We start from the raw sequence: 17,055 nt of genomic DNA, 5'->3' as shown, positions 1-17,055 counted from the left end.
GCAGAAGGGGTCGGCCGAGACTTCAGGCTCGGCCGCAGGGGAAGGCTTTCCCCTCCCGGACCTCACGTGAACCGGCGCGATCTATCGGCTAGCGTCGTCTTCGGGGAATCGACGTCGCAACCCAAGAGGAGCAAGCGAGGGCGTCAGGAGGGGCTATGCGCGGCAACATCACGATCGATCCGCTGGCCCGCGCCACGGCGGTGGCGGACCCGCAGATCCGAGAGGTGCGCAGCCTGAAATCGGGGCAGATCCTGGAGGCGCGTCGCCTCATCGAAAGCGTGCGCTACGACCGTCTCGTGCAGGTGCGCAGCCAGATCAAGGAGGCCATGGACGCCGGCAGCCCCCGCGTCGCCTGCGCGATCTGCGGAACGGCGGTCTATATCGTCTCCAGCCCCGACAAGGCGTTCTTCTTCCGCTATCGGATCGAGGACGGTTCCTGCCCGGCCCAGACCCGCGACGGCCTGAGCGAAGACGACATCCGGATCATGAAGTACAAGGGCGCTCAGGAAAGCGAGGCGCACCGCCTCCTCAAGGCCCTGATCGAACGCTCGCTGCTCGCAGATCCCCGTTTCCAGGACGTTCTGGCAGAGAAGGTCTGGCGCGGTCAGCGCGACCCCACCTCGCTCAGGCGGCCGGATATCCAAGCGGGGCTGGATGGTCTGCGGATCGCATTTGAAGCGCAGCTCACCACGACGTTTCTCGACGTCGTTATCGGACGCAAGACCTTCTACCGCGCCGAAGGCGGACTGCTCGTCTGGGTGCTGCCGCACTTCGATCCGGCCTATCGGCAGCTGACGATCGACGACCTGTTGTTCAATAACAACGCCAATGTCCTCGTCGTCGACCGGGAGAGCGCAGAAGCCTCGGAAGCGGCAGGGCGGTTGATGCTGCGCTGCGCGTTCCGGCGGCCGGTGGTGGAGGCGGGCGGCCTCGGATCGGTCTGGGAGAGCGAGCTGGTCGCCTGGGACGATCTCACGATCGATCTGCAGGGTCAGCGCGTCTTCGCCTTCGATAGCGAAGGCGAGGAGCGCCGGCTCATCGCGGAACGGAACCAGGCGCTCGCCGCCGCACGCGAGGCGGCGGATCAACGACTACGCGACAGCCTGCTCGCCATCGCCACCGGGCGCGCCGCCGACGGCGACTGGAAGGCGCGTTCGGCGGCATGGCAGGCGCTGAAGGCGCAGTATGAAGCGCGCGATCTGATGCTTCCCGGTGAGTACGAGATCGACCAGCGGTTCCGCAATATCGCCTGCGGCGTCGCCAGCGCCCTGGCTGGCCGGCCGGTCGGTTACGGCTTCGACAAGCTGATCCAGGTCGCCCATCACCTGGCCGATAATTTTCCCGAGGCGCTGGTGCCGTTCGGCCATGCCCTGCGGTCGGCCGGCCATCAGGGTGTGCTGAAGGATCAGGATCGGCAGGGCCGTTGGACTCGCAAGGCGGCCGGGCATCGCGATGCGGTGCGGACAGGCGATCCGGCTTACGATATCTCGGAGGAGATGCGGGCGCTCCTGCGCTTCGTATTCCCGAGCTTGTCCGCTGCGCTCACCTGAGCGTCAGTTTCCGCCCTCTGGCGCGCGAAGCGCGCGAAGGAGGTCTCCAATGGGGCGGCCGCGGACCCGGCAGACGGCGATGACGCGATCGTAGACGACGACCCGGCCGCTGCGGCCGCGCCGGGCTTCGCAGGTCACGGGCTGTCCCATGGCCACCTGCTCCAGCAGCGCCTTGGACCGGCGTCCATCCGGCGCGTTAAGTTCGGGGGCGTCGAAGTCCGCCAAGCGCACCTCGATCCAGGTGTCGGGGTCGCCGGAGCGGCCGACGCACAGGCCATCGCCATCGCCGACGTAGCGGACTGTGCCGCTGAACCGCTCGCCAGCTCGCGAGGGGAGGCGGCCTTCACACGGGTCCGCGCGCGCCGGGGTCGCCGTCAGAGACAGGATGAGGGCCCCAAACGCCAGGAACGGCAGGCCGAGAATGCGGCGTCCCACGGTCATCATGGTTCCTCAGGCGGAATTTTCAGGCCATAGTCGGCCTCCAGCATGTCGACGATGCGGACGAGCGCGCGGTGGATGCTCAGCTCGTTGGCGCCGAACTTATAGTGGCCGGTGATCAGCGCTTCAGGTTCGAGGTCATCGACCCGGGCCTTGCGCTTCTCTTCCTGGCCATTGCGGATGTAGGTGACCGGGTAGCGGAACGACCGGCCCTCGCCCTCCCAGACGCCCCAAGCGCTGTAGTTCTGGATGTTGGCATAGTAGCATTCGGAGCCGATGATCGCCTCCATCCGCACCAGGATGGTCGCGGATCGGACCGACCTTGGCGCGGGTGCGCTGGACATAGCGATAGCCCTCGATCGCCTGTTGGACCTCCTCGAGTTGAGACGCGAACCAGTCGTGCTCGGCGCCGGCCTTGCGCTTGTGCTCGGCCACGAAATCGGCCGGGACATCCTCTGGAGCCAAGGCCGCCAAGGCGTTGAAGGCATCGACCTCATCGGAGACGAAGCTGAAGATGTCTTCCCAGGGTTCGTGGAACTCTCGGGCCTCTTTGAGGATCGCGGGCTTGTGCTCAAGCGCCGCTCCGAAGTCGAGGTCTTCGAGTGTGCGGTAGGCCGTGGTTTCCGCATCGATCGTGTAGTTCTGCAGGCGACGGTAGATTACTTACTTGAGGCCTCCGGAAGGTGAAGGCAGAAGCGATTCTTTCGGTCCTGGTGTTCAATATCATCCACGCCGTTAATGCCTTCGGGTCTGAAAAGATGATCGGCAGGAACTGAGCGAATTCTACAGCTCTTCTATTTTTCGCGCGCTGCGACTTGTTCACGAGTTTCTGCACAGCCTGGGGACCTCCCCGCAGAAGGGTTCGGATGAGACGCCAGCCTCGTGCGTAGGGGAAGGCTTTCCCCTCCCAGGCCCGCCTGAACCTAGTTTCGGCCTTCCGGCACGCCGACAGAGCGAAGGAGCTCTCCGATCGGGCGACCGCGCACCCGGCAGACGGCGATCACGCGATCGAAAGCGATGACCCGGCCGCTCCGGCTGCGCTGCGCCTCGCCCGTCACGGCTTGGCCTAACGCGATGTGTTCGAGGAGAGCCTTGGCCCGGCGACCATCGGGAGCCTGGAGTTCGGGCGCGTCCATCACCGGGTCTACGCCACCCGAGACCAAGCCCGCCGGGATCTGTTCCTCCCCCTTACCGTCGAAAGTAGCGAGCGTCCCGGATTGGCTTCGCTCGCGCAGGTTTCTGCCGAAGGCGACCGTGAGCGCATTGGCAAGCCCAGAAGTGCTTGTTCCAAGATGTCACGTCGGCGATCGGTTAGCATCTATACCGGCCGAGAATTGTTGTAGCCTTGGTCTGGCTTGAGCTCGGATTGCGCGACCTGAGAGCACATCAGAGTGCTGCTGCGGATTGTGAGTACGGGCGGGGCGAAGTCTTTTCGAGATCTACCCGCAGGCCCCAATGCCGAGTTCGCTGCTTGTGTCGTTCAGCATAACCGTCGTTCAGACCAATCGATCTGCGCCCGGCGCTGTCGCGGCGGCGGACCACGCTTGTCGCAGCCGGACCTCGGTGCTCACCTGGTCTCGGCAGTGCGGTCGAGCTCGAGCCGGACGACATCGGGATGTTCCATGGGAAGCAGGTGGGTGGCGCTCTTCACCTGGTCCATGGAAATCCTGCCAGCGGCGCACAACTCTGTCTCAGCCGTTACGATCGAGGCGCAGGTCGATCCGTGCTCGGCCCAGAGAATGCGCACCGGAGGCCCCGAAGCGAGGAGGGCGGACCAAGAGTCATGTCCGTGCGAGACGAAGTTGCTCACCTCCCACTCGGGCGAGCAGGCGAGCTCAACGCCGCCCTCCGGTCGCTCGCGGAACGCGTCGGCCACGTAATCCTCAAGCTGCGCGTCGCTTAGCGACTTGAACACTCCTCGCCCCCGGTAGGTCTCGAGCGCCTCTTGCCGAGACGCGAACGTGGTGCGCCGTCGCCGCGCGCCATCCGCCAGCGGCGAGTTGATGGGCCCCTTGCGCGCCTGCTCGGCGGATTCGCGGGACAGGATCACGGGTTCGAAGAGCACCAGAGCCCGGACCCGATCGGGCGCCATGTGGGCGGCCAGCAGGCTTGCCGTTCCTCCCATCGAATGTCCCGCAAGCACGACGGTGCGGGAGTCGACGGCTTCGACGAGTGCGAGCAGATCCTCGGCGATGTCGGTCCAAGTTGAGCGCCCCGCCGCATGCGTCGGAAGCGTGCTGCGGCCGTGTCCGCGCAAATCCACCGCCAGGATCCGGTGGCGGACCGCCAGTGGAGCAAGGATGCTGCGGTACGTGCGGCCGTTGAACCCATTGGCGTGGGAGAAGACGATGTCGACTGGACGGTTCGGGTCGCCGAAATCGAGGGCGCCCATGGCCCCGCCCCGCCTGCGGAGGTCGATCAGTCGCTCGCTCGGTTGTCGAACTTGAGTTGTCACGCTTTTATTCCCGACGTGCCCGCGGGCAGGGCGCCAAGCCCAGTCGCCGCGCCTTTGATGTTCCAGACGCAATCGCCACCTGGCCCGAGAGCCGCAACGCCCGAGGATCCGACCGGCTCGGACTTGCCGTCGGTGAGGAAGTCGATGGCGGCCTCGTCCGAGGGCGGGACCTTGGCCAGGAACCGCTGCCCTGCGGGACCGCGGCCGACGACGACCCCAAACTTTGGCCGCCCGTCGCGTTCGTAGAGGACGGTGTAGGTCTCGATCGTCCCTGGACCGATGTAGGTCTCGTCGAGCTCAGGGACCGGCTCCCGGGCGGCGTCGGCCTCGGACTGGAAGTCGAAGTCGGAGCGCACGACGTCAAGGGGGAAGGGCTCGCGGGAGAGGACGATCGTGTGGTTGTTGGTGGCGTAGCCGCCATTGGCGAACAGCAGCCCCTTGCGGCCGCTTTCGCGAAGTTTCAGCACCATTCCGACCACCGCGTGGCTCATGTAGTTGCCGACCGGGCCGCCGCCGAAGGTCAGGCCGCCGAACACCGTGGCCGGCTTCTCCACCGCCCAGCCGATCACCCGCCGGGCCATTTTTGGCACGCAAGGAAAGCAGCTGTAGAGTTCGACGAAGTCGAGGTCTGACGCCGAGACGCCGTTCAGCGCCATGGCCCGGTTCAGCGAGACGGCCATGCTGACCGAACGGTCGTAGCGGTCGCGCCTCAGGTAGTCGCCGGGCTCATGGGCGGCCGCGCCGGCGCCGACGAAGACCAGCCGGTCCTCGGGTATGCCCGCCTCGCGGGCGGCGGCCAGGCTGGTGACGATGAAGCCGGCCCCCTGGTTCACCGAGGAATTAGCCACCATCAGCTTGTTGTACGGGAAGGCGATCGGCCGGTTGTCCGCCGAGGGGGTGACGATGGCCTCCGGGGGCGTCAGCTTGCGGATCCAGGCGCCGGGGTTCTCGGCGGCGACCTGGGAGAAGCGCGACCAGATCTCGCCGCTCTCCGCCTGGGCTTCCGCGAAGGTCTGACCGTAAGCGGCGCGGCCGGCGTTCTCGTAGAGCGGGTAGACGTCGACAGGCGCGGTCAGGCCGTAGCGTTGGCGGAAGGAGGGCGGGCCGGCGCGGCCGGTGGCCCGGCGCAGCGGGTTGTGGGCGGAGGGATCATCGCCCGCCTTGAGGGCCGCGAGCTGGGCGGCCGTGCGCAGGGCCTCGCCGCCGGCTATGGCGGCCACCTGGATCTCGCCCCCGGCGATCCGCCGGGCGGCTTCGTTGAGCATCAGGATCGGCGTGTCGCCGCCGGGGTAGGTGCTCTTGTAGCAGAGCTTGGGGGTGACCCCGAGCCTGGCCGCGAGCGGGCCCGAGAGGTCGCCCAGCTCGCGGAAGGAGAGCTGGTCGACGACGGCGAGCGAGTCCAGCCGGGAGATCCACCCTGTCCCGGCGTCGCGATCGGCCTCGCGCAGGGCGGCCTCCATCAGGCCGATGGGGTCCAAACCCTCGCGCGGGTCCTTGGGCCGGTCGTTGACCTGGCCCACCCCCACGATCACCGGGGTGCGCGCGGCGTCGTCACTCATCTTTCGTCCCTCAACTCGAAAACTGCGGCCTCAGCGGCCCTGCCAGACGGGCGCGCGCTTTTCGGCGAAGGCGCGGGGCCCCTCGCGTCCGTCCTCGGAGCGCAGCAGGGCGCCGATCTCGGCGCGCGTCTGCGTCCAGGCGGCGTCCTCGGAGGCGATCCTGCCGTGCTGGACGCCCAGCGCGATCCGCTTGGAGGCCTGCACCGCCAGAGGCGCATTGGCGGTGATCCGAGCCGCCAGCTTCAGCGCCGCATCGAGCACCTGCGCCTGCGGCACGACGGCGTTGACTAGCCCTAGCTCCAGCGCCCGCTGGGCCGAGATCGGCTCGCCGGTCAGCATCATCTCCATAGCGATCTTGCGCGGCAGCTGCTGGGCCAGGCGGAAGGCGCCGCCCGCAGCCGCCAGGATGCCGCGCTTGACCTCCGGCAGCCCGAAGCTGGCCGTCTCGGAGGCCACGGCCAGGTCGCTGGCCAAGGTCAGCTCGGTGCCGCCGCCCAGCGCCGTCCCGTTCACCGCCGCGATGGTCGGCTTGGAGATATGGTGCTCGACGTAGCCGGCGAACCCCCAGGCCTGCTCGCGCTCGCCGACGGCGAAGGGCTCGCGGTTGGCCAGGGCCTAGAGGTCGGCGCCGGCGCAGAACGACTGGTCGCCCGCGCCGGTGATGATCACCGCCCAGACGTCCGGGTTGCGGTCGGCCTCCTCCAGCGCCTCGCCGACGCCGACGGTGACCGCGCGGTTCACGGCGTTGCGCGCCTCCGGCCGGTTGAGGGTGACGATCATCACCCGCTCCCGCCGCTCGACGAGGACGGCCTCGCTCATGCGCTCACCGCCTCGCCGGCGCCCGTTTCAGCGCAGGCCTTGGCGGCCGCGTAGTCGGCCTTGCCGTTGCTGGCGCGCAGCGAGCGGCTGGCGACGAACACCCGTTTGGGAGTCTTGTAGCCGGCCAGCGTCTTGCGCACGTGCGCCTTCAGTCCGGCCTCGTCGAGCGTCTGCCCGGGCGCCAGCTCGACGACGGCGGTGACGGCCTGGCCCCACTTCTCGTCCGGCAGACCGACGACCAGGGCGTCCTCGATGCTGGGATGGGTCTTAAGGGCTTCCTCGACCTCCTCGGGGAAGACCTTCTCGCCGGCGGTGTTGATGCAGGCGTTGCCGCGGCCCAGCAGGGTCAGAGTGCCGTCGGCCTCGACGATGCACCAGTCGCCGGGGATGGAGTATCGGACCCCGTCGATCACGCGGAAGGTGCGGGCGGTCTTCTCGTCGTCCTTGTAGTAGCCGATGGGGTTCGGCGGGCCGAGGGCCACCAGGCCGCGCACCCCCGAGCCCGGCTCGACCGGCTGGTCGTTCTCGTCGAACACCCGGCAGCGCTCGCCGATCATGAACTTGGCGGTCTTCACCTCGCCCATCTTGGTCATGATCGAACTGCCCATGCCCAGCGCCTCGGAGGAGGAGAAGGCGTCGCTGAGCATGGCCTGGGGCATGTGCTCGAGGAGGCCGCGCTTGACCTCCAGGCTCCACATCACGCCGGACGAGACGACCATGGCGACCGAGGAGACGTCCCAGCGGCCGGGATTGGCGTTCAGCGCGTTAAGGATCGGCCGGGCGAAGCTGTCGCCGACGATGGTCAGCGACTGCGGCTTGTGGCGTTCGATGGCGTCCAGCATCTCGACGGGATCGAACGTCTCTCCCGCTAATGTTACCAGAGAACCGCCCGCAAGGTGCGTTCCGATCGCCGTGAGCAGCCCCGTCCCGTGCATCAACGGGGGCGCAATCAGCGCCCGGCCTCCGGGGCCGATCTTACGGGTGTGCTCACGGAGCGCCTCCAGGGTCTCGGGCACCGGCCCAAGCTTACGCGCCGAACTGAGCGTCACCTCCCGGAGGTCGTGGTGGGGCCACATCACGCCTTTGGGCATGCCTGTGGTGCCGCCGGTGTAGATGAAGAGCAGATCCTGTCCCGAGCGTTCAAGCTGCAGCGCGGAACCGTCACCGTTGTCCGCGAGGGCGTGGAACGGCTCAGCGAACGGCGCGGTTCCCCCCCCCTCCGACACTTCGACCCAGGTCTTGACCTTGGGCAGCCGGTCCCGGACCTGCGTGACGGCGTCGCGGAACTCGGAGGCGTAGACCACCGTCTGTGCGTCGGAGTTGTCGAAAATGTACCAGACCTCGTCCGGCGTGTAGCGGTAGTTGACGTTGACGTGGGTCAGTCGCGCTTTGAAAGCCGCTGAGAGCGTAATCATGTATTCTGGACGGTTACGCATGTACACGGCGACCTTGTCGCCGGGCGCCGCCCCGCGGGCGATCAGGGCGCGCGCGAGGTTGTTGGAGAGCCGGCTCGCCTCGTGCCAGGGAACCGTCCGCTCGCCATGAATGAAGGCGGGTGCGTCCGGTGGCAGCACCGGTTCGATGGCGTCGAGGATGTCTCCGAAATTCCAACCCACGCGTCTCTCTCCCTAGCCTTCTTCGTTCTTCGGGGCTGAGCGCCCTCTAGCTGGTGCGAACCTCGCGGAACGGGATGTCCCGGTCCACCTCCGGCTCCTTGGGCAGGCCCAGGACCCGCTCGCCGATGATGTTGCGTTGGATCTGGTCGGTGCCGCCGCCGATCGAGGTGAAGTAGGCGTTCAGCGTCAGGAAGTTGGCGTCCTCCGCCCGGGGATGGTCCGGGCCCTCGAGCACGCTGCCGGCGCCCAGGATCAGGGTCCGGACGCGCGCCTCCTCGTGCAGGATGCGGCTCATCGCGAGCTTGCCGAGGCTCATCAGCGCGGAGGCCGTGCCCTGCTTGAGGTCGGCCTTGGCCCGGGCGGTGTTGAGGGCGTTGAGCTTCTTCAGGGCGATGACCCTGGCGATTTCCTGGCGGATCAGCGGGTCGGAGAGCACGCCGGCCTCGCGGGCCAGGGCGATCAGCGGCTCGCCGGGGCCCTCCGAGACGCCGCTGCGCGGACCTCTGGCGCCTTCACCCATCGCGGAACGCTCGTAGGCGAGCGCGGTCTGCAGCACGCCCCAGCCCTGGCCGAGCTCGCCCAGCAGGTTCTCGGCCGGGCAGACGGCGTCGGTGAAGAACACCTCGTTGAACTGGCTCTCGCCGGTGATCTGCCTCAGCGGGTGGACCTCGACGCCGGGCTGCTCCATCGGCAGAAAGAAGAAGCTGATGCCGCGGTGCTTGGGCACGTCCCAGTCGGTGCGGGCGATCAGCATGCCGTAGTCGGCGGCGGCGGCGTAGCTGGTCCAGACCTTCTGGCCATTGACCACGAAGTGGTCGCCCTGGCGGTCGGCGCGGGTGCGGACGCCGGCCAGGTCCGAGCCGGCGCCGGGCTCGGAGTAGAGCAGGCACATGCCGACGTCGCCGCGCAGCAGCGGGACGATCAGCTTCTCCTTGAGCGCCTGCGTGCCCCCCGCGAGCAGGGTGTTGGCCCACAGGTTGGTGCGGTCCTGGCCGGTGCCGGGCGCGCCGACGGCGGCGAACTCGCGCTCGACGACGCGGGCCTGGGCGTCGCTCAGGCCCCGGCCCATCCATTCGGTCGGCCAGCGGGGGACGGCCCAGCGAGCCTCGATCACCTTGGCGACCCAGGCCTTGCGCTCGGCCTCGCTCTGCAGCGGGCCGGTCCAGTTGGCGGCCAGCCAGGCGCGGACCTCCTCACGCAGGCTGTCGTCGGTGACCGGTAGGGCGGCGTCGTTAGCCATGGGCGGCCTCCAGTTCGGCGACGTAGCGCTCGCGGTGAAAGGCCGGGGCGCCGAACAGCTGGGCGTCGGCCCGGGCCCGGCGCAGGTAGAGGTGGGCCGGGTGGTTCCAGGTGAAGGCGATGCCGCCGTGCATCTGGATGGCGTCGGCGCAGATCTTCACGAACGCATCGGCGCAGGCGAAGGCGGCGAGCTCCACCGCGGACTTGGCGTCCGGCGCGCCGGCGGCGAGCTGGGCGGCGGCGTGGCGGGCGGCGGACGTGGCGCTCTCGGACTCCACGAGGAGGTCGGCGGCCATGTGCTTGATGGCCTGGTAGCTGCCGATCGACCGTCCGAACTGGATGCGGTTTTTGGCGTAGTCGACGGTGAACTCCAGCACCCGTCGGCCACCGCCGGCCTGTTCACCGGCCAGCGCGACGCGGGCGAGGCCCAGCGCCTCCTCGACGGCGTTCCAGCCGGCATGCTGCTTCCCGACGAGCCTGGCCGGTGCGGCTTCGAAGCTGATCTGCGCCAGCCGCAGCGTGTGGTCGAACACGGGCAGGGGCTTCACCGCCACGCCGCCGGCCGTCGGATCGACCTCGAACACCGAGATCCCGTCAGCCTCCACTGCGGCGACCAGCAGCACGTCGGCGATTTGGCCGTGGGTGACGAAGCTCGCTTGACCCTCCAGACCCCAGGCCTCGCCGTCGGCGCGCGCCCGCACAGCGACGCCGTCCGGCGTCCAGGTTCCGGCGGAGCCGGTCAAGGCGGCGGTAGCGATGCGTGAGCCGTCAGCGATCCCGGGCAGCAGGCGCGCATTGGCCTCCGCATCCCCAAGCGCCTGAAGCAAGCCCGCCGCCAGCACGCCGCTGGTGAGCAGAGGGGAGCAGAGGAGGGCGGCGCCGACCGCTTCCATCACCAGCTCGAGTTCCAGGGGGCCTGCGCCCGCGCCGCCGTACTCCGGGTCGACGAGCAGGCCGACGGCGCCGATCTCCGCCAGCGCCTTCCAGACGTCGGGATCGTAGCCGGCGTCGGTCTCCATGACGCGGCGCACGTCGGCTTCCGTACTGCGCTCGGCCAGCAGGCGCAGCATGGAGCCCTGGAACGCCAGGCGCTCTTCGATCGGGAGGCTGACCATGGTTGCTCCGACGTGACCTCGTTCGAGTTTCGGACGGTGATCGTCAGAAAGACCTACACTTTGTCACCACGCAAGGCTAAAAGTGAGGAATGACCGATGTCGCCACTTCGATCGCTGCGCGAGGTCGCCCGCGCGATCCGTCGATCGAATCGCGTGTGTTCGATGCGGCCATGGCTCAGTATGCAGAGGCGGGCTGGTCGGGGTTCAACTTCGAATCAGTTGCGCGCAAAGCCTGCGTGGGGAAGGCGTCGCTCTACAGGCGCTGGCCGACGCGCGGTGAACTTCTGAGGCATACGCTGCAAGCGCGGTGGCTGACCGTCTCCAGCATCGACACCGGAAATATCCGTGGGGACTTGGAAGAGCTGGCCCGAATGATCGCCCGCACGCTCACCGGCCCGTACAGCGAGGCCCATGCGCGAATTAGCTTAGACTCCGCGCGACACCCGGAGATGCTGGATTTTCTGCGTCCCTATTCGGACGACACAATCCGACACGGCCGCGCCATTGTGCGGCGTGCCATTGCGCGTGGGGAGATCACGCCAGCAACAAATCCCGGCCTGATGATGGACATGGTCGTGGGGGCGGTGACCAACCACATCCGGACGACGCCTGCACGGCTCCGCGGAGTGATGATGGCCAAGATGCAGGATTTCGTATCCGAGCTTGTGGAGGCGGTTCTTCACGGTGTCCGAGCCACAGATATGACAGAGAATGACAAAAAGGACCGGGGGGTGAGTGCGTGAGCCAAGTCAGGGCGCCCATCGTGGCGGAGGTGGACGCGGTGGTCGTCGGGGCCGGGTTCGGCGGCCTCTACATGGTCCACCGCCTGCGCGAACTGGGGCTGAGCATCCAGGGCTTCGATGCGGCCGGCGGCGTCGGCGGCACCTGGTACTGGAACCGTTACCCGGGCGCGCGCTGCGACATTCCGAGCCTGTTCTACTCCTACACCTGGTCGGCCGAGGTGCAGCAGGAGTGGCGCTGGAGCGAGAAGTACGCCGCCCAGCCCGAGATCCTGGCCTACGCCGAATTCGTCGCCGAGAAGTACGACCTGAAGCGCGCCTTCGCCTTCGAGACCAAGGTGAAGTCGGCGGTCTGGGACGAGGCGACCGGCCGCTGGACGGTCACCACCGACCGGGGTGACCGCGTGAGGGCCCGGTTCTGCATCATGGCGACGGGCTGCCTCTCCGTGCCCCGTGCGCCCGACCTGCCCGGCCAGGGCACCTTCCAGGGCAGCACCTTCCACACCGGCAAGTGGCCGCACGAGCCCGTCAGCTTCGCGGGGCAGACGGTGGCGGTGATCGGCACCGGCTCGTCAGCCATCCAGTCGATCACCGAGATCGCCAAGGACGCCGGTCATGTCTACGTCCTCCAACGTACGCCCAACTTCAGCGTGCCGGCCCGCAACGGACCGCTGCGGGACAAGGAATACGCCGCCTTCTGGGAGCAGTACCCGGCGTATCGGCAGATGGTGCTGGAGGGCACGGCCGGGATCGCCGGCGGCAGCCCGTTCCGCAGCCTCACCGCCGAGCAGCAGCGGGCCAGGTTCGAGGAGCTATGGAACATCGGCGGGGCCGGCTACCTGGGCGCTCTGGCGGACCTGTTGACCAACCCCATCGCCAACGACGCGGCGGCCAACTTCGTGCGCGAGAAGATCCGCGAGACCGTGAAGGACCCAGAGGTCGCCGAGGCGCTGCTGCCCGACGACCACCCCATCGGCGCCAAGCGGATCTGCGTCGACACCGGCTACTACGAGGTCTTCAACCAGGACAACGTCACCCTGGTGAACCTCAGGAAGGCGCCAATCGAGGCGATTACGCCAGCTGGCGTGCGGACCACGGCGCAGGAGTACTCGGTCGACGCCATCGTCTATGCCACCGGCTTCGATGCCATGACCGGCGCGCTGCTGAACATCGACATCCGGGGCCGGGGCGGGTTCAGCCTGGCCGAAGCCTGGGGCGACGGGCCGAAGACCTACCTCGGCCTCCAGGTGGCAGGCTTCCCCAACTTCTTCACCGTCGCCGGTCCGGGCAGCCCCTCGGTGCTGTCCAACATGATTAGCAGCTGTGAGCAGCACGTGGACTGGATCAGCGACTGTCTGGCCTGGCTGGACGCGAACGGCGTGGAGGTCATCGAGGCCGACCCGCAGGCCCAGGAGGACTGGGTGCGCAAGGTCAACGAGGCCGCCGACAAGACCCTCTTCCCGAAGGCTAACAGCTGGTACATCGGCGCCAACATCCCCGGAAAGCCGCGGGTCTTCATGCCCTACGTCGGCGGCCACTACCGGCAGATCTGCAACCAGGTGGCGGCCGAGGGTTACCGCGGCTTCCGTCACTCAGCGTCGACGGTCGGCGCCACACAAGCCAAGGCGCGGGCATGACCGCAGTCGCCCCTGCGGCCAGCCAAGCCGATGTTCGTCGGCCGAGACAAACTCCAACCTTGCAGACAGGAACCCCATAATGCCCCTGCACAGCCGCATCTGCGATATATTGAACATCGAGTATCCGATCGTGCTGGCTGGGATGGGCGGCGCCAGCGTTCGGCGCCTTGCGGCTGCGGTTTCGAATGCAGGCGGGGCTAGGGGTGCTGGGCGCAGCGGCCTGTTCGCGCGAGGAGCTGCGCGAGTGGATCCGGGAAGTGAAATCCCTGACGGACAAGCCATTCGAGGTTGACACGCTTCTGCCGGCCTCAATCCGGCGCGATCCGACGGACGCGGCCGGGACTGGAAAGCCCTCACGTTCGGAGTTGATCGGCGAGTACCAGGCCTTCGCCGACGAGTTCATGCGTCAGGAGGGGCTGACGAAGGTCCTCCGGCCTCGCCGCGGATCCAACGCAGACGCCCAAGGCGGCCCGATGTTCTTCTCGAAGGATTTCTTTGAGGAGCAGATGGAGGTGGTTGTCGAGGAGAAGGTGCCGGTCTACGCTGCCGGGCTCGGCAACGCCGGTCCCTGGATGGAGCGGATGCGTGAGAACGGAACCAAGGTGATGTCGGTCATCGGTTCGGTCAAGCACGCCCTTCAGGTGGCGGCCGCGGGTGTCGACGTCGTGGTCGCGCAGGGACATGACGGCGGCGGCCACAACTCGCCGATGGAACAACGGCGCTGATCCCTCAGGTCGTCGACGCCATGGGCGGCCGTGTTCCGGTCCTGGGCGCGGGCGGCATCGCTGACGGGCGGGGCGTTGCGGCCGCCATAATGCTGGGCGCCGAGGGCGCTTGGGTCGGGACCGCGTTCATGGCCACGGATGAGGCCGGCATCCAGCAGTTCCAGAAGGAGGTTCTGGTGGAGTCCGGGGACGCGGACACGGTTGGCGCCTATGTGCTCGAACTGGGGGTTGCGGTCGGGATGGCTCGCGCCTTCAGCGGCCTTGCGGTTGGCCTGGCGCGAGAAGCCGAGCTGGGTCAGCAGCTTGCGCACGCTGTTGGGGCTGATCGCATGGCCCATGTCGGCAAGCGCCGAGGCCAGCTTGTCCAGGCTCTTCGACACCCACAGCAGCAGGCGCTCCGGATCGCCCCGCGTCGCCGGCTCGACAAGACGCATCAGATCGGCCAGCAGCGTCGGATCGCGCTCGCTCAACGGCTTCGGGCCGCCCCCCTCCCGGCGCACCCGGCCGCGCGGCGGAGGCTCGGCATCGAGGTCTCTGACCCCGCGCCCGATCGTCGAGCGCGCCAGCCCCGTGATCGCCGAGACCGCGGCCAACCCGCCCCGGCCCGCAGCCCGCGTCTCGCTCGCGGCGAACACCCGCCGCCCCCGCTCGTCCCGCTTCGAGCCGTCCGCCTCCCACCGCCGCCGTATCCCGAGCCCGTCGATCATCCCGTCCCGGCTAGCCCGCGTCGCCCCTCACCGGAATCCCCTCCACCTGAGTCACACCGCCGCACCCACCACATCGGCAGCATGAGATTCAGTTATCGATGCGGATGTCCTAAGCGGCTACCAGTGGCGGACATTTGCCGCAAGGCCGGGATCAGCCAGGCGACCTATTTTAACTGGAAGAAGAAATACGACGGCCTGCTGCCGACCGAGATGAAGCGGCTAAAGCAGCTGGAAGACGAGAACACCAGGCTGCGAAAGCTGGTGACGGATCTCTCTCTGGACCGGGAGATGCTGCAGCATGTGATCCGCCGACCCAAAGGGCCGCGAAGCACAAGCTCTGAGGCCTGCTCGTAGGCGGGAGCTGGTGTACGAGTGTGAATCGGCGTGGAAAACTGATCCCCATCTCGGGGAGATCGGTGTCGAAAAATGACCCCCTGTTCCTGAGGCTTTGATGGCCAGATCGGCGGCTTGTTCAGCTGCGGATCGAGACGGGGATGTTGGTAGTGGAGACGGTGGCGAAGATCCGGCGCGAGCATTTCCGGCGGGGTAAGGGTGTGAAGACGATCGCGCGGGAGTTGGGGCGTTGGGGCTGTCGCGCAACACGGTCCGCAAGGTGTTGAGATCTGAAGAGACGGCGTTCGAGTACGAGCGGGCCGAGCAGCCTCACCCGAAGCTGGGAGCCTTCATTCCCCAGTTGGAGGTGATGCTCGAGGCCAACGCGGCGGGTGCCAGGAAGGATCGGCTGACGCTGACGCGGATGGCCGATCTGCTATCCCGGGAGGGATATGAGGGTGGCTATGACGCTGTGCGGCGATACGCCGGCCGCTGGTCGTCCAAGCGCCGCGGCGTGAACTTCCCCGTCGAGGCGTTCGTGCCGCTGAGCTTTGCGCCGGGCGACGCCTACCAGTTTGACTGGAGCCACGACCAGGTCGAGATCGGCGGGACGCCGATGACCGTGAAGGTGGCGCACCTGCTGCTGTGCCACAGCCGGCCTCTACATCCGGGCCTATCCGCGCAGACCCAGGAGATGGTGTTCGACGCCCACGCGCGGGCCTTTGCGTCGTTCGGCGGGGTCACGGCGCGGGGGATCTACGACAACATGAAGACCGCCGTAGACGCGGTCTTCGCCGGCAAGACCCGGCGCTTCAATCGACGGCGCTATCCCTTGTCGGGCAAGGGCTGAGCGATAGGTCTCGGCGGCGCGTTGGATCCCACGGTCTGAGTGATGGATCGGCCCGGGCGCTGGCCGCTGTCGCTCGATGGCCATGTTCAGAGCCTCGAGAGCGATCTCGGTGTGCAGGGTCTGGCGCATGGACCAGCCAACGATCTTGCGCGTGTGCATGTCCAGGATCGCAGCGAGGTACAACCAGCCTTCGCCCGTCGGCATATAGGTCAGGTCGGCGAGCCAGACTTTGTTGGGGGCCTGGGCCGTGAAGCTCCGGCCGAGCCTGTTGGACGCGATCGGATAGCCATGACGGCTGTCAGTGGTCCTGGCCCGACGTGGCAAGGCGGCCAGTCCGCGAAGGCCCGCCCGCCGCATCAACCGCTCAATGCGGCTGCGTCCGACGCGGCGGCCGTGGCCCCGAAGGATGGCGTGCACCCGAGGCGAGCCGTAGGTCCCGCTGCTCTCGGAGTGGATCAGCCGGATGTCTTCCAGCAGCGCCCGGTTGGCCGTAGCCCGCCGGCTCTCGGGCCGTCCTCGCCACGCGTAGTAGCCACTGGGCGACAGCCCCAGGACCTCGCACATCACCCGAACCGGCCAGACCTTGCGATGCTCATCGACGAACCCGAACTTCACCGGGAGGCCGCTCCGAAGATGAGCGCGGCTTTTATGGAATGGCCCGCCCCTCACTTACCGGCATCATGATGGTGTCGGATCTGGAGGAGAGGACCAATGACCAAGACACCCATTGCCGTGCTCGGGATCGATCTCGGCAAGAACAGCTGCAGCCTTGCCGGTCTGGACGCGGCCGGAGCGGTGGTGATGCGGCGGAAGATGACCCGCGAGGGCGTAATGGCGTTCACAGCGGCCTTGCCGGCCTGCGTCGTCGCCATGGAGGCGTGCTGCGGAGCGCATTTCTTGGGGCGCGTCATCGCCGACCAGGGGCACACGGTAAGGCTGATGTCGCCGGAGTACGTTCAGCCCTACGTGAAGGCGCAAAAGACCGACGATCGGGACGCCGAGGCGATCGCAGAGGCCGCAACTCGGCCGACGATGCGGTTCGTGACGCTGAAGAGCGAGGCTCAGCTCGACTTGCAGTCCCTGCACCGGGCCCGAGAGCGGCTGGTCCTGGCTCGAACCGCCCTGATCAACCGTGAGCCTCCGGTGGGGGCCGCCTTGTCGGGGTGAGGTGGATGGCGATGCTGTGCTCGTAAGGACGTCCTTAAGAGCGCTCGTAGCTGCACAGCATGGCCCATGTCAGTTTGATCACCGGTCCGGAGCGCCGCCGCAGGT

At 67.7% G+C, this 17,055-nt stretch carries 13 protein-coding genes and 7 pseudogenes; 9 read left to right on the top strand and 11 right to left on the bottom strand.

From position 1 onward, the window contains the following. Window positions 1-155: 155 nt before the first annotated feature. Window positions 156-1,550 (top strand): hypothetical protein, encoded by a 1,395-nt coding sequence (locus tag Q8K84_RS04555; RefSeq protein ID WP_305281264.1) that lies wholly within the window; start codon window positions 156-158, stop codon window positions 1,548-1,550. A gap of 3 nt (window positions 1,551-1,553) precedes the next feature. On the opposite strand, the gene Q8K84_RS04550 is transcribed toward Q8K84_RS04555, so the two are convergent. Continuing rightward, on the bottom strand, window positions 1,554-1,991 hold the full coding sequence (locus tag Q8K84_RS04550; RefSeq protein WP_305281262.1) for a thermonuclease family protein: 438 nt from the start codon (window positions 1,989-1,991) through the stop codon (window positions 1,554-1,556). Beyond that, on the bottom strand, window positions 1,991-2,278 hold the full coding sequence (locus Q8K84_RS04545; protein WP_305281260.1) for a hypothetical protein: 288 nt from the start codon (window positions 2,276-2,278) through the stop codon (window positions 1,991-1,993). Before Q8K84_RS04545 ends, Q8K84_RS04550 begins: the two co-directional genes overlap by 1 nt. On the opposite strand from Q8K84_RS04545, the gene Q8K84_RS04540 reads away from it, so the two are divergent. Further along, on the top strand, window positions 2,265-2,675 hold the full coding sequence (locus Q8K84_RS04540; protein WP_305281258.1) for a hypothetical protein: 411 nt from the start codon (window positions 2,265-2,267) through the stop codon (window positions 2,673-2,675). The genes Q8K84_RS04545 and Q8K84_RS04540 overlap by 14 nt on opposite strands. Window positions 2,676-2,911: 236 nt before the next feature. Here Q8K84_RS04540 and Q8K84_RS04535 read toward each other — a convergent pair whose 3' ends face one another. From Q8K84_RS04535 to Q8K84_RS04505, 7 genes and pseudogenes are all read right to left on the bottom strand, one after another. Beyond that, the gene (locus Q8K84_RS04535; protein WP_305281256.1) at window positions 2,912-3,124 is read right to left on the bottom strand and encodes a hypothetical protein; all 213 of its coding nucleotides are present in this window, start codon (window positions 3,122-3,124) and stop codon (window positions 2,912-2,914) included. A 431-nt stretch (window positions 3,125-3,555) separates the two neighbouring features. Next, the gene (locus tag Q8K84_RS04530) at window positions 3,556-4,380 is read right to left on the bottom strand and encodes an alpha/beta fold hydrolase (protein WP_305281255.1); all 825 of its coding nucleotides are present in this window, start codon (window positions 4,378-4,380) and stop codon (window positions 3,556-3,558) included. A 59-nt stretch (window positions 4,381-4,439) separates the two neighbouring features. Then, entirely contained in the window at window positions 4,440-6,002 is a 1,563-nt protein-coding gene (locus Q8K84_RS04525) for an acetyl-CoA acetyltransferase (protein WP_293317657.1), read from the bottom strand. A 30-nt stretch (window positions 6,003-6,032) separates the two neighbouring features. Further along, a pseudogene (locus Q8K84_RS04520) lies at window positions 6,033-6,821 on the bottom strand (crotonase/enoyl-CoA hydratase family protein). After that, window positions 6,818-8,437, bottom strand: a complete 1,620-nt coding sequence (locus Q8K84_RS04515; RefSeq protein ID WP_305281252.1) for an acyl-CoA synthetase — start codon at window positions 8,435-8,437, stop codon at window positions 6,818-6,820. Before Q8K84_RS04515 ends, Q8K84_RS04520 begins: the two are co-directional and overlap by 4 nt. Window positions 8,438-8,483: 46 nt before the next feature. Further along, entirely contained in the window at window positions 8,484-9,677 is a 1,194-nt protein-coding gene (locus tag Q8K84_RS04510; protein ID WP_305281250.1) for an acyl-CoA dehydrogenase family protein, read from the bottom strand. Then, complete coding sequence (locus tag Q8K84_RS04505; protein WP_293317664.1) at window positions 9,670-10,791, bottom strand: acyl-CoA dehydrogenase family protein; 1,122 nt, start codon at window positions 10,789-10,791, stop codon at window positions 9,670-9,672. Before Q8K84_RS04505 ends, Q8K84_RS04510 begins: the two co-directional genes overlap by 8 nt. 89 nt (window positions 10,792-10,880) lie before the next feature. Here Q8K84_RS04505 and Q8K84_RS04500 point away from each other — a divergent pair, with 89 nt between their 5' ends. The 4 genes and pseudogenes from Q8K84_RS04500 to Q8K84_RS04490 all read left to right on the top strand — a co-directional run. Then, complete coding sequence (locus Q8K84_RS04500) at window positions 10,881-11,534, top strand: TetR/AcrR family transcriptional regulator (RefSeq protein ID WP_293317666.1); 654 nt, start codon at window positions 10,881-10,883, stop codon at window positions 11,532-11,534. Then, window positions 11,531-13,168, top strand: a complete 1,638-nt coding sequence (locus Q8K84_RS04495; protein WP_305281244.1) for an NAD(P)/FAD-dependent oxidoreductase — start codon at window positions 11,531-11,533, stop codon at window positions 13,166-13,168. Before Q8K84_RS04500 ends, Q8K84_RS04495 begins: the two co-directional genes overlap by 4 nt. A 79-nt stretch (window positions 13,169-13,247) precedes the next feature. Next, window positions 13,248-13,460: a nitronate monooxygenase gene (locus Q8K84_RS17370; protein ID WP_370867831.1), complete on the top strand. Its 213-nt coding sequence runs from the start codon at window positions 13,248-13,250 to the stop codon at window positions 13,458-13,460. Beyond that, window positions 13,372-14,036: pseudogene (locus Q8K84_RS04490) on the top strand (nitronate monooxygenase); the annotation flags it as partial. The gene Q8K84_RS17370 and the pseudogene Q8K84_RS04490, both read left to right, overlap by 89 nt. 72 nt (window positions 14,037-14,108) lie before the next feature. Here Q8K84_RS04490 and Q8K84_RS04485 read toward each other — a convergent pair. Beyond that, a pseudogene (locus Q8K84_RS04485) lies at window positions 14,109-14,327 on the bottom strand (ISAzo13 family transposase); the annotation flags it as partial. Window positions 14,328-14,723: 396 nt separating this feature from the next. Between Q8K84_RS04485 and Q8K84_RS04480 the strand changes: the two are divergent. Both Q8K84_RS04480 and istA read left to right on the top strand, forming a co-directional pair. Continuing rightward, window positions 14,724-14,967, top strand: a pseudogene (locus Q8K84_RS04480) (transposase); the annotation flags it as partial. A gap of 127 nt (window positions 14,968-15,094) precedes the next feature. Further along, window positions 15,095-15,756, top strand: a pseudogene (gene istA / locus Q8K84_RS04475) (IS21 family transposase); the annotation flags it as partial. On the opposite strand, the pseudogene Q8K84_RS04470 reads toward istA, so the two are convergent. Further along, window positions 15,736-16,431: pseudogene (locus Q8K84_RS04470) on the bottom strand (IS3 family transposase); the annotation flags it as partial. The pseudogenes istA and Q8K84_RS04470 overlap by 21 nt on opposite strands. A gap of 63 nt (window positions 16,432-16,494) precedes the next feature. Here Q8K84_RS04470 and Q8K84_RS04465 point away from each other — a divergent pair. Then, window positions 16,495-16,917: pseudogene (locus Q8K84_RS04465) on the top strand (transposase); the annotation flags it as partial. Between the last annotated feature and the right edge of the window lie 138 nt (window positions 16,918-17,055).

This window comes from Phenylobacterium sp. (assembly GCF_030679875.1).
In the GTDB taxonomy this organism is placed as follows: Bacteria; Pseudomonadota; Alphaproteobacteria; order Caulobacterales; family Caulobacteraceae; genus Phenylobacterium.
The sequence above is the reverse complement of the archived record's forward strand: the minus strand, read 5'-3'. Positions and strand labels throughout refer to the sequence as shown.

Bases quoted from the DNA above. Each gene is read 5' to 3' on its own strand.
- Q8K84_RS04555 (WP_305281264.1), top strand. From the start codon at position 156: ATGCGCGGCAACATCACGATCGATCCGCTGGCCCGCGCCACGGCGGTG.
- Q8K84_RS04550 (WP_305281262.1), bottom strand. From the start codon at position 1,991: ATGACCGTGGGACGCCGCATTCTCGGCCTGCCGTTCCTGGCGTTTGGG.
- Q8K84_RS04540 (WP_305281258.1), top strand. From the start codon at position 2,265: ATGATCGCCTCCATCCGCACCAGGATGGTCGCGGATCGGACCGACCTT.
- Q8K84_RS04545 (WP_305281260.1), bottom strand. From the start codon at position 2,278: ATGGAGGCGATCATCGGCTCCGAATGCTACTATGCCAACATCCAGAAC.
- Q8K84_RS04535 (WP_305281256.1), bottom strand. From the start codon at position 3,124: ATGGACGCGCCCGAACTCCAGGCTCCCGATGGTCGCCGGGCCAAGGCT.
- Q8K84_RS04530 (WP_305281255.1), bottom strand. From the start codon at position 4,380: ATGGGCGCCCTCGATTTCGGCGACCCGAACCGTCCAGTCGACATCGTC.
- Q8K84_RS04525 (WP_293317657.1), bottom strand. From the start codon at position 6,002: ATGAGTGACGACGCCGCGCGCACCCCGGTGATCGTGGGGGTGGGCCAG.
- Q8K84_RS04510 (WP_305281250.1), bottom strand. From the start codon at position 9,677: ATGGCTAACGACGCCGCCCTACCGGTCACCGACGACAGCCTGCGTGAG.
- Q8K84_RS04505 (WP_293317664.1), bottom strand. From the start codon at position 10,791: ATGGTCAGCCTCCCGATCGAAGAGCGCCTGGCGTTCCAGGGCTCCATG.
- Q8K84_RS04500 (WP_293317666.1), top strand. From the start codon at position 10,881: ATGACCGATGTCGCCACTTCGATCGCTGCGCGAGGTCGCCCGCGCGAT.
- Q8K84_RS17370 (WP_370867831.1), top strand. From the start codon at position 13,248: ATGCCCCTGCACAGCCGCATCTGCGATATATTGAACATCGAGTATCCG.